The organism is Nonomuraea sp. NPDC049504 (assembly GCF_040676845.1).
Lineage (GTDB): Bacteria > Actinomycetota > Actinomycetes > Streptosporangiales > Streptosporangiaceae > Nonomuraea > Nonomuraea salmonea.
In genome coordinates this window covers 85,357-98,265 of record NZ_JBFAPT010000023.1, presented here as the reverse complement: position 1 = coordinate 98,265, position 12,909 = coordinate 85,357, and the positions used below count along the sequence as shown (strand labels likewise).

Annotated in this window: 13 protein-coding genes; all 13 read left to right on the top strand. The window is 69.7% G+C overall.

Annotated elements, in window-relative coordinates:
* The first annotated feature begins 39 nt into the window (after positions 1-39).
* The 13 genes from AB0K28_RS36260 (at position 40) to AB0K28_RS36200 (ending at position 12,908) form a co-directional block, all read left to right on the top strand.
* Entirely contained in the window at positions 40-687 is a 648-nt protein-coding gene (locus tag AB0K28_RS36260; protein WP_364378837.1) for an L-threonylcarbamoyladenylate synthase, read from the top strand.
* Positions 688-796: 109 nt separating this feature from the next.
* Complete coding sequence (locus tag AB0K28_RS36255; RefSeq protein ID WP_364378834.1) at positions 797-3,790, top strand: hypothetical protein; 2,994 nt, start codon at positions 797-799, stop codon at positions 3,788-3,790.
* Positions 3,790-4,167 (top strand): hypothetical protein, encoded by a 378-nt coding sequence (locus AB0K28_RS36250; RefSeq protein ID WP_364378831.1) that lies wholly within the window; start codon positions 3,790-3,792, stop codon positions 4,165-4,167. The genes AB0K28_RS36255 and AB0K28_RS36250 overlap by 1 nt, the downstream gene beginning before the upstream one ends.
* A gap of 71 nt (positions 4,168-4,238) precedes the next feature.
* Complete coding sequence (glyA, locus tag AB0K28_RS36245) at positions 4,239-5,504, top strand: serine hydroxymethyltransferase (RefSeq protein WP_364378828.1); 1,266 nt, start codon at positions 4,239-4,241, stop codon at positions 5,502-5,504.
* A 57-nt stretch (positions 5,505-5,561) separates the two neighbouring features.
* Positions 5,562-6,848 carry an MraY family glycosyltransferase gene (locus AB0K28_RS36240; protein ID WP_364378825.1) on the top strand — a complete coding sequence of 429 codons (1,287 nt, stop codon included), beginning with the start codon at positions 5,562-5,564 and terminating at the stop codon, positions 6,846-6,848.
* Between the two features lie 131 nt (positions 6,849-6,979).
* On the top strand, positions 6,980-7,402 hold the full coding sequence (locus AB0K28_RS36235; RefSeq protein WP_345397555.1) for a hypothetical protein: 423 nt from the start codon (positions 6,980-6,982) through the stop codon (positions 7,400-7,402).
* A gap of 65 nt (positions 7,403-7,467) precedes the next feature.
* Positions 7,468-7,683 (top strand): AtpZ/AtpI family protein, encoded by a 216-nt coding sequence (locus AB0K28_RS36230; RefSeq protein WP_242379410.1) that lies wholly within the window; start codon positions 7,468-7,470, stop codon positions 7,681-7,683.
* Between the two features lie 67 nt (positions 7,684-7,750).
* Positions 7,751-8,548, top strand: coding sequence for a F0F1 ATP synthase subunit A (gene atpB / locus AB0K28_RS36225; RefSeq protein ID WP_364378820.1), 798 nt, complete (start codon positions 7,751-7,753; stop codon positions 8,546-8,548).
* Positions 8,549-8,626: 78 nt separating this feature from the next.
* Entirely contained in the window at positions 8,627-8,857 is a 231-nt protein-coding gene (gene atpE / locus AB0K28_RS36220; protein WP_138666586.1) for an ATP synthase F0 subunit C, read from the top strand.
* A gap of 28 nt (positions 8,858-8,885) precedes the next feature.
* Positions 8,886-9,434 (top strand): F0F1 ATP synthase subunit B, encoded by a 549-nt coding sequence (locus tag AB0K28_RS36215; RefSeq protein ID WP_345397575.1) that lies wholly within the window; start codon positions 8,886-8,888, stop codon positions 9,432-9,434.
* A gap of 85 nt (positions 9,435-9,519) precedes the next feature.
* Positions 9,520-10,329, top strand: a complete 810-nt coding sequence (locus AB0K28_RS36210; RefSeq protein ID WP_345397578.1) for a F0F1 ATP synthase subunit delta — start codon at positions 9,520-9,522, stop codon at positions 10,327-10,329.
* A 23-nt stretch (positions 10,330-10,352) separates the two neighbouring features.
* Entirely contained in the window at positions 10,353-12,002 is a 1,650-nt protein-coding gene (gene atpA / locus AB0K28_RS36205) for a F0F1 ATP synthase subunit alpha (protein WP_364378816.1), read from the top strand.
* 3 nt (positions 12,003-12,005) lie between these two features.
* Positions 12,006-12,908, top strand: coding sequence for a F0F1 ATP synthase subunit gamma (locus AB0K28_RS36200; protein WP_345397581.1), 903 nt, complete (start codon positions 12,006-12,008; stop codon positions 12,906-12,908).
* Position 12,909 lies beyond the last annotated feature (1 nt).

Sequence of the window (12,909 nt, the reverse complement as noted above, 5' to 3'; positions counted from 1 at the left end):
AGCGCCGTTCACCCGCTGAGCGGAGCGAGGCAACCTATCGTGGGACGACGTTTCGACTGCTCCGACCCCGACCAGCGGACCATCGGGCTGATGGAGGCCGCGGCCGCCGCTCGCCGTGGCGATCTCCTGGTGCTGCCGACCGACACGGTCTACGGCATCGGCGCCGACGCCTTCACACCAGAAGCCGTCACCAAACTGCTCGAAGCCAAGGGGCGCGGGCGTGAGATGCCGCCGCCCGTGCTGGTGGGCACCGTACGCGCGGCGAGCGCGCTGGTGGACGACTTGGGGCCGTACGGGCAGGACCTCATCGACGCCTTCTGGCCCGGGCCGCTGACACTCGTCTGCAAGGCCAACAGGGCGCTGTCGTGGGACCTGGGCGACACGAAGGGGACGGTCGCCGTACGCATGCCGCTCCACCCCGTCGCGCTCGACCTGCTCAAGGAGACCGGGCCCATGGCCGTCTCCAGCGCCAACCGGTCCGGCGCGCCCGCCGCCACCACCGTGGACGAGGCCGAAGAGCAGCTCGGCGACGCCATCGAGGTCTATCTCGACGGGGGCAAGACCACCGACAACACCCCGTCCACCATCCTCGACCTCACCACCGCCGTGCCGCGGCTGCTGCGGCGCGGCGCGATCCCCGTGGAGAAGCTGCGCGGCATCATCGGTTACGTCGCCACCGACGATTGACCGACGACTGACTGACGACTAGTCGTATACCCGCTGCTTATTCCGGCTGCCAAGCCGCTCCCGTCGTGGTTACGTGGGCGCGGAGCGGCTAGACGTCGGGGAGTGGCGCATGGGCAAGTACGACGGCATGGACCCCAAGCTGGTCCGTGACCTGCTGGCCGAGGTCAAGCGGGCGGCTGCGCAGATGCGTACGACGGAGGAGCGCGTCCGCCTCGCCATGCAGCAGGCCGGGCTGCCCCTGCAGAGCACCCACCGTCCCGTGCAGGTCGCCGACGCGGTGGACGTCATGGTGCGCGACGTCGACAAGCGGCTCGCCACCCTGGAGAAGCGGGTGGATCCGCCGCCGAAGGCGGGCTCGGGTTCGGCCGGCGAGGACGCGAACTCCACCCCGAAGGAGTCCCGTGGGGATCGGGACCGGTACGAGAACCCCCGCAGCCCCGGCTCCCCTTCTGGTTCCGACGACAGGGCCGGGTCGAACGGGCGCGCCGAGACCGGCGGAAAGACCGGCACCGGCGGGAACCCCGGCTCCGACGGCAAGCCCGACGTGGGTGACAAGCCCGGCGGCGGGCGGCCTGACGCGAACGAGCGACCCGACTCATCCGGAAAGACCGGCACCGGCGACAAGCCGGATGTGGGCGACCAGAACTGCGACGACAAGAACCCCCGCCCCGACCAGGACAACGGGAACAACCGCGACCGGGGCACCGGCCAGGGGAACGAGACGGGTCGGGACAACGGGACCGGTCGGGACAATGGAACCGGTCGGGACAATGGGACCGGCCAGGGGAACGAGACCGGTCGGGACAACGGGACCGGGGGCGACGGCAGGACCGGTGATCGAGCCGGCGACCAGCCTGTGAGCCAGCCCAAGGACGACGACCTGGACAGCCGCCGCGACCGCGGCAACGACGCCGACACCAGAGGCACGGACACCGGCGCTACGGACAACGGGGCCTCGGACACCGGAGCCTCGGACAACGGGACGGCCGGAACGCCTGTGGGCGACGGTCAGGACGCGTCCAAGCCCCAGGTCGTGGTGGTCGATGGCGTGAAGGTGCTGCAGGTCCCTCTGGACCCGCCGTCCGCCGCAGCCATCGAGGAGATGCTGCGGAACCCCGACAAGGTCCAACCGGCCGACATGCCGAAACTCCCCGCCGACCACGCCACGCTCCCGCCGAACACCAACGACACCGGCTCACCGAACGGCACCGGCTCACCGAACGGCACCGGCTCACCGAACGGCACTGGCTCGTCCAACGCGACCGGCACCGCGAACGTCAACGGCTACGCGAACGTCAACGGCTACGCGAACGACGGCAGCGACGTCGTCTCGGCCGAGGCCCGCCCACCGGACCTGGACGCCCTCAAGACGGTCATCGAGAACCACCGGGACGTAGCCCCCCAGGAGATGCAGGGCGTGGAGGTCCCGCGCGGCGAATACGGCCAGGGCCAGTGGGCCGAACGCGACATCCGCCCCGACGGCCCCACCGGCTCGATCGCCCCCGGCGCCCCGATCACCGGCATCACCCAGACCCTCCCACCGATCGACGCGACCTCAGGCGGCCTGACGACAGACGGCCAGGTCACATCGACGAGCGGCGCCGCAGCGGGCAGCGCAGGCACGATCGCGGGAGGCTACACCCCGGACGCACCCGGCACAGGCGCCACACCGTCAGACCCAGGTGCCGGCAACCAACCCGACGGACCCTGCCCACCCTCCAAGGACGCACCCCAGGACATGGGAGAGCGTGGTGCAGGTGGTAGCGGGGCCGGGGATCAAGGTGCCGGCGGGAGCGGTTCAGGGGAGCGGGGCGCGGGTGGCCAGGGCTCCAGTGGTGCTGGGGCCGGGGACCAGGGCTCCGGTAGTGGTGGTGCCGGGGATCGCGGCGTGGGTGGTCAGGGCGCAGGAGGTGCTGGGGCCGGCGGTCAGGGCTCCGAAGGAAGCGGTGCTGGGGAGCGGGGTGCGGGCGGCCAGGGTTCCGGTGGTGCTGGGGCCGGGGGTCAGGGCGCCGGAGGTGGCGATTGCGACGCCGGCTCGGGAGCCGGGGATCGGTCCGATGGGGGTCAGGGCACGGGTGGTGCTGGGTCAGGGGGGCAGGGGGCCGGTGGTGGCGGCGCCGGGGAGCGTGGCGTTGGCGGTGGGAATGGGGATCGGGGTGCGGGTGGTGGCGGGGGTCAGGGTGCCGGTGGGGGCGGGGGACAAGGCGGTACGGGTGGTCAAGGTGCCGGTGGCGGGAGCGACGGCCAGAGTGCGGATGGCCGGGGCAGGCCCGTCACGATTCCGCCGACCAGTCCGTCCGTCGATCCCCCCAACGGCGCCGCCACCGACCCTCCGACCACAGCGCCTGACCGGGGCGCCGGTGGTGGAGCTCAAGGTGCCGGTCCTGCCGGGGCGTCACAGGGCTCGGGGGGCGGTAACCCGCCAGGGGCCGGATATGGCGCCGTGGTGGCTCAGGAGGCCGGTTACGCGTTCGGCGCAGGGCAGGAGGTCAGTTACGGAGCGGAGGCGGCGTACGGCGCTCCGGGCGACGGGGGCGACGGCGGGAGCTCCGGCCGTGAAGCCCAGCCCGGAGCCGGTGGGTCCGGCACGGTGGCCGGGGAGCGCCACGAGGGCTCGGGCGGTGGCGGACCTGGGGCGATCGCCGGGGAGCGGCGCGAGGGTTCGGGCGGTAACACGCCCGGGACGGTAACCGGGGAGCGGCACGACGGCTCGGGCGGTAATGCGCCTGGGACGGTGGCGGGGGAGCGGCACGACGGCTCGGGCGGTAATGCGCCTGGGGCGGTGGCGGGGGAGCGGCAGGTCAGTGCGGCCGGTGCGTACGAGGTGTTGATCGCGTACGACGTCGAGCCGGGCTACGAGGTGACGCCCGGCTCCGACAGCGGGAGGTGGGCGAATGACGGTGACGACGTCGTGTCGGCCGGGGTGCGGCCGCCGAGCCTGGAGGCCATGGGGACCGTGATCGAGCACCACCGCGACATCCGTCCGCAGGAGATGCCGTCCGTGCAGGTGCCGCCGGGCGAGTACGGCAAGGGGGAGTGGGCGCCCGAGGACATCAGGCCGGACGGCCCGCCCGGTGAGGTGGCCCCGGAGAGGAGAGCGTGATGTACGTCGACCCGCCGGCCCCCAGGGCGAAGGGCCGTTACGAGGCGCCCCCGATCACCTCCACGGGCCCGCTGGAGGACCCGCAGCGCGCCTGGCGCTTCAATCCCGACTACGAACGCCTGGTCACGGCATGGGAGACGGTCAAGCCGCAGCTCGACGACCTGAGGGTGGTGCTGGACAAGGCGTTCGCGCTGGCGAAGAGCCCGCAGACGTGGGACGCCCCGGTGGGCGAGCGGTACGTGGAGGACATCAGGGAGTGGCGCAACAGGCTGGCCCTTTACCGGCAGGCCGTCCTGACGTCGATCAGCGATGAGGCCGCCGACACCCCGCGCTGGGTCCAGACGACGGCGAACGCTCCGCACGCCTACCCGTCGTGAGGTCATGAGGCCGGATTTCGGGGCAGCCATCGTGTATGGGAAAAACGGACATCCGGTCGTACAGTGGGGAAATGGGTGCGGAGCCCTATTACGGCCCTGACTTCGGGCAGCTGCGTGAGCGTGACCCCGAGATCGCGCAGGTGCTGCTCGACGAGCTGGACCGGGTACGCGGCGGCATCCAGCTCATCGCCAGCGAGAACTTCACCTCGCCCGCCGTCATGGCCGCCCTGGGCTCCACCCTGACCAACAAGTACGCCGAGGGCTACCCGGGCCGGCGCTACTACGGCGGCTGCGAGGTCGTGGACCGGGCGGAGCGGCTGGCGGTGGAGCGGGCAAGGAGGTTGTTCGGGGCGGATCACGCCAACGTGCAGCCGCATTCCGGCGCGTCGGCGAACCTGGCCGCCTATGCCGCCCTGCTCCAGCCGGGCGACACGATGCTGGCGATGGCGTTGCCGCACGGCGGTCACCTGACGCACGGCTCGAAGGTCAACTTCTCCGGCCGGTGGTTCGACGTGGTCTCGTACGGGGTGCGCCGCGACACCGAACTGATCGACTACGACGAGGTGCGCGACCTGGCCCTGCGCCGGCGGCCGAAGCTGATCGTGTGCGGGGCGACGGCGTACCCGAGGCTGATCGACTACGGGGTCTTCCGCGGCATCGCGGACGAGGTGGGTGCGTGGCTGATGGCGGACGTGGCGCATCCGATCGGGCTGATGGCGGGCGGCGCGATCCCGTCGGCGGTGCCGTACGCGGACGTCGTGACGTTCACCACGCACAAGGCGCTGAGGGGACCGCGCGGCGGCGCCATCCTGTGCACGTCGGAGTTGGCGAAGCGGATCGACCGCGCGGTGTTCCCGTTCGTGCAGGGCGGCCCGCTGATGCACGTGGTGGCGGCGAAGGCGGTGGCGTTCGGGGAGGCGATGCGGCCGGAGTTCGCCGGTTACGCGCGCCGGGTGGTGGCGAACGCGCGGTCGCTGGCGGCGGCGCTGGCGGCGGAGGGGATGCGGCCCGTGTCGGGCGGCACGGACACGCATCTGGCGCTCATCGACCTGCGCGAGGTGGGGGTGTCGGGCGCCGAGGCGGAGCGCAGGTGCGCGGCGGCGGGCATCACGCTGAACCGCAACGCGGTCCCGTACGATCCGGAACCTCCGGCGGTGACGTCGGGCATCAGGGTGGGCACGCCGTGCGTGACGACCCAGGGGATGGGCGAGGAGGACCTGGCGGAAGTGGGAAAGTTGGTGGCCAGGGCGGTGCGCGGGCCGGAGGCATCGGCCGAGGTCAGGGAAAGAGTTGCGGCCCTTCTGGCCATCCATCGCCCATATCTCAGCAGATATTAAGCTGGTCTGTGTCGTTTTCCGGTCACAGCTGGCCGGTGTATCCGGGAAACTAGGGTCGTGCGCGAATACCTGTTCATGGCGCTCATCTCAGCGGCGGTGACCTACCTGCTGGTGCCGTTGGTGCGCCGCTTCGCCATCCGCATCGGCGCCATGCCCGAGGTTCGCGAGCGCGACGTGCACACCACGCCGACGCCGAGGCTCGGCGGCCTGGCGATGTACGGCGGCCTGGTGGTGGGCCTGCTGTGCGCGAGCCGATTGCCCCACAGCGGCGCGGCGCTGTCGGAGTCCGACGCCAACGCGGTCACGGCGCTCATCGTGGCCGGCGGCCTCATCACGGTGACGGGCTTCCTCGACGACTGGTGGGGCATGGACGCCTTCATCAAGCTCGGCGGGCAGATCGCGGCGGCGGGCGTGCTGGTCGCCTACGACCTGCGGCTGCTCTACATCCCGCTGCCGAAGGACTGGGGCGGCTCGACCAGCCTCGACTACACCCTCAGCACGATCATCACCATCATGGTCGTGGTCGTCACCATCAACGCGGTCAACTTCGTCGACGGCCTCGACGGGCTCGCGGCCGGCATCGTCGGCATCGCGGCCATGGCCACCTGGGCCTACTCGATCTTCCTCGCCCAGAGCATGAGCGTCGGCAACATCACGACGACCGCCGCCATCGCGGCCGTGCTCATCGGCACGTGCGTGGGCTTCCTGCCGCACAATTTCCATCCGGCGAAGATCTTCATGGGCGACACCGGCGCCATGCTGATCGGCCTGGTGCTGGCCTCCTCGATCGTCACCGTGACGCCGCTCGACCCGGCGGCCATCGAGGACATGAACAAGTTCGGGGTGCTGCTGCCGCTGATGCTGCCGGCCGCCGTGCTGGTGCTGCCGCTGGTCGACCTGATCACCGCGGTGGTGCGGCGCACGTCGCAGGGCCTGTCGCCGTTCGCCCCCGACCGCGGCCACCTGCACCACCGGCTGCTCGACATCGGCCACTCGCAGCGCCGCTCGGTCCTGATCATGTACGCGTGGGCGTTCCTTTTCGCCTTCGTCGTGGTGCTGATGTCCCGCCAGGGTGTGCCGGTGCTGCTGTTCCCGGTCTTCATCGTGCTGGCGCTGGCCGTGCTGGTGCTGATGGCGGCTCCGCGCTGGCGCGGCAGGGGCGGCTCGCGCCCGGCGTCGCGGCGTGACGAGCCCGACGACGACGGCCCGCCGACCGGCCCGATGCCGCCGATCCTGCCGGACCCGCAGGTCAGGCGGCAGATGCCGCCGCCGGGCGGCGCCGCGCACGAACGCGCGAGCACAGAGGGCAATCCGGTCATCACCGCATTTCCGCACCGTCCGTGACAGCGAACTAGAAACGGCAGGTAAAAGCGGCCTTCCGTGAGCTTGTGATATCTTTCACGAGCAGGGGCCTCCAGATGTACCGGTTCTGGAGGTAGCAAACGCTCGCTTGATAACTTGCCGATGGAGCATTGATGCAGGCCAACGACGTGCGCGTACTCAAGAGCGCCGCGATTCCGACCCTCGCGGTCGGGCTGGTCGCCGTGCTCGTGTCCCTCCTGCTGGCGGGTGGCAAGGGAGCGCTCGGAGCCGCACTCGGCACCTTGCTCGTCGGGGTCTTCTTCAGCATCAGCGTGGTGGCGGTGTCCTACGCCGCCCGGGTCTCCCCTCAGGTGATGGCCATCGCGGCGATGCTGAGCTACCTCGTCAAGGTCGTCGTCATCATGCTCGTGCTCAACGCGTTCCGCGACACCACGGCGTGGAACACGCTTGCTTTCGCTTGGTCGGTGGTGATCGGCACCATCGTGTGGACCGGTTTCGAGGTCCGCGCCTTCATGAAGACCAAGATGCTGTACGTCGACCCCGAGGCCCGGGTCCCCGGCAGAGGCGACTCATGATGCCGGTGGCCGGGTGGGGCCCGATATGACTAGCCCTCTGTCCGCCTGCTATCGTCGGGGCCGCGATGAGCGCACAGGAACGCCGACCGGAAGAAGACGGTCGCGACTTCGCCGACGCCATGTGGTCAGTCCCCAGCTATCTTCTCGCGGGGATGGCCATCTACGGCGGTCTCGGGTGGTTGCTGGACCGGTGGCTGGACATGTCCGCGTTCTTCCCCATAGGCGTGGTTCTGGGGGTTGTGCTCGCCGGCTACCTGGCCTACCGGAAGTTCAGTCGCTAACCCGGCGCAGCGATCACTTCGCCGAGGTAACTCTTGTGATCCACTACGACGTTGAAGGGAACGCCGCGTGAGTGCGCTGACGGTCCTCGCTCCTCCTGGCGATCAGTTCGGGGCGCCTACGCCAGAAGAGCTGTTCGATCTGCCCCCCATCATCGCGGGGGTCGACTGGTTCACCAAGCCGGTCCTGCTCGCGATCCTCACCTCGCTCGTGGTGATCGGTCTGTGCTGGGGCGCCTTCGGTAACCCGAAGATCGTGCCCAGGGGCCTGCAGAACGTCGTCGAGTACGGCTACATGTTCGTCCGCGACCAGGTCGCCCGGCCCTTCCTGGGCAAGGACGCCGACCAGTGGATGGGTCTGCTCGTCTCGATCTTCTTCGTGGTCCTGCTGTGGAACTTCATGGGCGTCATCCCCGTGCTGCAGTTCCCGGTGGCCTCCCACATCGCCTTCCCCGCCGTGCTCGCCCTGATCATCTACATCCTGAAGATCTATCTCGGCATGAAGCACCAGGGCGCGGTCGGCTACTTCAAGAACATGATGTTCCCCCCGGGCCTGCCCAAGTTCATCTACGTCCTGCTGGCCCCGATCGAGTTCCTGTCGAACCTGATCATCGCCCCCTTCACGCACGCGGTACGACTCTTCGCGAACATGTTCGCGGGCCACATGCTGCTGGCCTTCTTCAGCATGGTCGGCTTCTGGTTCCTGTTCGAGAAGCTGACCCCGCTGGGCGCGCCCGTCGGCGTGATCGGCGTGGTGATGACGATCATCCTGACCGGCTTCGAGATGTTCATCCAGTTCCTGCAGGCCTTCCTGTTCGCGATGCTGGCGGCGATGTACATCGGCAACTCGCTCCACGCGGAGCACTGAGAACCACCGCACGACTCACGGAATGTCCATGACCGGTGATACCCAGTCCACCGGCCGTTAAGTAAAGGAATACGAACAATGAGCGTTCTCGCTGAGGTCTCCGGCAACGTCACCGCCATCGGTTACGGTCTCGCCGCCATCGGCCCCGGCATCGGCGTCGGCATCATCTTCGGTCAGGGCGTGCAGGCCATCGCGCGCCAGCCGGAGGCGTACGGCCTGATCCGCCAGAACATGCTCCTCGGCTTCGTCCTCACCGAGGCCCTCGCCCTGATCGGCCTGGTGGCGCCGTTCATCTTCCAGGGCATCTGATCGCCCCTAGCTGACGGAAGGCTGCAATATGATCATCAAGGCAGCTACGCTCCTTGCGGCGGAATCGAGTCCGCTCATTCCGCACACGTACGAGCTCGTCGTCGGTATCTTCGCGTTCCTCGTCGTCTTCCTCGTCGTCGGCAAGATCCTCGTCCCGCGCATCCAGAAGACGCTGGCCGAGCGCACCGACGCCATCGAGGGTGGCATCAAGCGGGCAGAGGAGGCGCAGGCCGAGGCGCAGGCCCTGCAGAAGCGCTTCTCCGAGCAGCTCGAAGAGGCCCGTCGCGACGCCGCCAGGCTGCGCGAGGAGGCCCGTGAGCAGGCCGCGCAGATCAAGGCCGAGCTTCGCGAGGAGGCGCAGGCCGAGGCCCGCCGTCTCGTCGAGGCCGCGCACGCCCAGATCGAGGCCGACCGCCAGGCGGCGTTCGCCCAGCTCCGCACCGAGATCGGCCGCCTGTCGACCGAGCTGGCCGGCCGCATCGTCGGCGAGTCGCTGGAGGACGAGGCGCGCCAGAGCCGCATCGTGGACCGGTTCCTCGACGAGCTGGAGAACAGCAACGCGCAGGCGGTGCGCTGATGCTGGAGCGAACCCCCCGCGGTGAGCGGAGCGGACACGCGAGCGTGCGCGTCCGCGCGGCGAACGAGGAGCGGGTGAGCGCGCGATGAGGGGTTTGAGCAGGGCCTCGCTGGCCGAGGTCGAAGAGCGGTTCAACGCGGTCGCGGGCAGCGCCGAGCTCGGCGCGCTCTCCGACGAGCTGTTCGCGGTCGCGGATCTGCTCGACCGCGAGCACGGCCTGCGCCGCGCCCTGTCCGATCCGGCGAGGCCGGCCGGGCAGAAGTCGGGCGTGCTGCGCTCGCTGCTGCAGGGCAAGGTCGGCGAGGCCGCCCTGGCCACGGCCGAGGCCGCGGTCGCGGCCCGCTGGTCGCGCACGGGCGACCTGGCCGACGTGCTGGAGCGGCTCGGTGTCGTGGCCGCGGCGGCTGAGGCGGAGGGCCAGTCCAGGCTCGACGAGGTGGAGGACGAGCTCTTCCGCTTCGGCCGCATCGTCGCCGCCAACCCCGACCTGCGCAGGGCGCTCACCGACGCGGGCGCCTCCGAGGAGGGCAAGCGCGCGCTGCTGCACGACCTGCTCGACGGCAAGGTCGCGCCGACCAGCCTGCGCCTGGTCACGCAGCTCGTCGTGCATCCGCGAGGACGTAGTCTGGAAGCCGGTCTCGAAGAAGTCGGCCAGCTCGTGGCCCAGCAGCGCCAGCGCCTCGTGGCGGTGGTGCGCAGCGCGGTCGAGCTGTCGGATGCGCAGAAGGAGCGCCTGGCCACGTGGCTGCGCTCCTCGTACGGGCGTGATGTGCACCTGAACGTCGAGGTGGACAAGCGAGTGCTCGGTGGGTTCTCGGTCCGCATCGGCGACGAGATCATCGACACCACCATTGTGGGACGAATCGAAGAAGTCCGCCGCCGGTTGGCCGGCTAGGCGAATAGGGAGACAGAGTAGAGATGGCGGAGCTTACGATCCGGCCGGACGAGATCCGGGACGCGCTTGAGCGCTTCGTCCAGGCGTACGAACCGGAAGGCGCCGCGCGCGAGGAGATCGGGACCGTCGTCGACGCCGGCGACGGCATTGCCCATGTCTCCGGCCTTCCCTCGGCGATGGCGAACGAGCTGCTCGAGTTCGAGAACGGTACGCGCGGCCTGGCACTCAACCTCGACACCCGTGAGATCGGTGCCGTGGTCCTCGGCGAGTTCGCCGGCATCGAGGAGGGCCAGACGGTCCGCAGGACGGGCGAGGTCCTGTCCGTGCCCGTCGGCGACAACTTCCTCGGCCGCGTGGTCGACCCCCTGGGCAACCCGCTCGACGGCAAGGGAGCCATCGAGGCCGAGGGCATCCGTGCCCTTGAGCTGCAGGCCCCCTCGGTCGTTCAGAGGCAGCCGGTGAAGCAGCCGCTGCAGACCGGCATCAAGGCGATCGACGCCATGACGCCGATCGGCCGCGGCCAGCGCCAGCTGATCATCGGCGACCGTGGCACCGGCAAGACCGCGATCGCCGTGGACACCATCCTCAACCAGCGTGAGGGCTGGCTGTCGGGCGACCCCGAGCAGCAGGTCCGCTGCGTCTACGTCGCCGTCGGCCAGAAGGGCTCGACGATCGCGCAGGTCAAGGCCCGCCTGGAGGAGGCGGGCGCGATGGAGTACACCACCATCGTCGCCGCCCCGGCCTCCGACCCGGCCGGTTACAAGTACCTTGCCCCCTACACCGGCTCGGCCATCGGCCAGCACTGGATGTACCAGGGCAAGCACGTTCTGATCGTCTTCGACGACCTGACCAAGCAGGCCGACGCCTACCGCGCCGTGTCCCTGCTGCTGCGTCGCCCGCCGGGCCGTGAGGCATTCCCCGGCGACGTCTTCTACCTCCACTCCCGGCTGCTGGAGCGCTGCGCGAAGCTCTCCGCCGACATGGGCGGTGGCTCGATGACGGGCCTGCCGGTCATCGAGACCAAGGGCAACGACGTGTCGGCGTTCATCCCGACCAACGTCATCTCCATCACCGACGGTCAGTGCTTCCTGGAGACCGACCTGTTCAACGCCGGTGTCCGCCCGGCGATCAACGTCGGTATCTCGGTGTCCCGAGTCGGTGGCTCCGCGCAGGTCAAGGCCATGCGCAAGGTCTCCGGCACGCTGAAGCTGTCGCTGTCGCAGTACCGCGACCTCGAGGCGTTCGCCGCGTTCGCGTCCGACCTCGACGCCGCCTCGCTCGCTCAGCTGGAGCGCGGTCAGCGGCTGGTCGAGCTGCTCAAGCAGCCCCAGTACGCGCCGTTCCCCGTCGAGCGTCAGGTCGTGTCGGTGTGGTCCGGCACGAGCGGCGAGCTGGACGAGGTGCCGGTCGAGGACATCCGCCGGTTCGAGGGCGAGTTCCTCGACTACCTGCAGTCCTCGCACAAGGGCATCCTCGACACCATCCGCGAGACCCGCGAGATGTCCGACGACACGGTGACCGCTCTCAAGGACGCCATCACGGAGTTCAAGAAGGGCTTCACCACCTCCTCGGGTGAGCTGCTGGTCAAGGACGAGCCGGTCGCTCCGCTGGGTGCCGACGAGGTCGGCCAGGAGAAGATCAAGAAGGTCGTCCGTCCGGCGGAGAAGAAGTAGCAGATGGGTGCCCAGCTAAGGCAGCTGCGCCGGCGGATCACCTCGGTGAAGTCCACCGCGAAGATCACGCGCGCGCAGGAGCTCATCGCCTCTTCACGGATCGTGAAGGCGCAGCAGCGGATGCAGGCGGCGCTGCCGTACGAGCGTGAGATCACTCGCGCCGTCACCGGCGTCGTCAGCAACGCGGCCAGCGTCGACCATCCGCTGACCGTGGCGAAGGAGAACCCCGCCAAGGCGGGCGTGCTCATCGTCACCAGCGACAGTGGGTTCTGTGGCGGCTTCAACGCCAACGTGCTGCGCGAGGCCGAGGCCCTGCGCGGCCTGCTGGAGGGCCGCGGCCTCGACGTCGTGCCGTTCGTGACCGGCACCAAGGGCGTCACCTGGCACACCTTCCGTAACAGGGAGATGGGCGGCAGCTGGACCGGCTTCACCCGCCGGCCGGCCTACGCCGACGCCAAGGAGATCGCGAACACGCTGATCGAGTCGTTCAAGGACGACAACGGCATCGACGAGATCCACATCGTCTCGACCGAGTTCGTCTCGATGCTGACGCAGAACGTCGCGGTCAAGCGCGTCCTTCCGCTGGAGGTCGAGGAGACCGAGGCGACGGAGTCCACCGTGATCCCGCCGTACTTCGAGTTCGAGCCGACCGCGGGCGACGTGCTGGAGACGCTGCTGCCGCGCTACGTGGAGTCGCGCATCTTCACGGCGCTGCTGCAGTCCGCGGCCTCCGAGGAGGCCGCGCGGCGGCGCGCGATGAAGTCGGCGACCGACAACGCCAACGAGCTGATGCGGGTGCTCACCCAGCAGATGAACCAGGCTCGCCAGGCCGAGATCACCCAGGAAATCAGCGAGATCGTCGGTGGCGCCAACGCGCTCGCTGACGCCGCAGCGGGGAAAGAGTGAA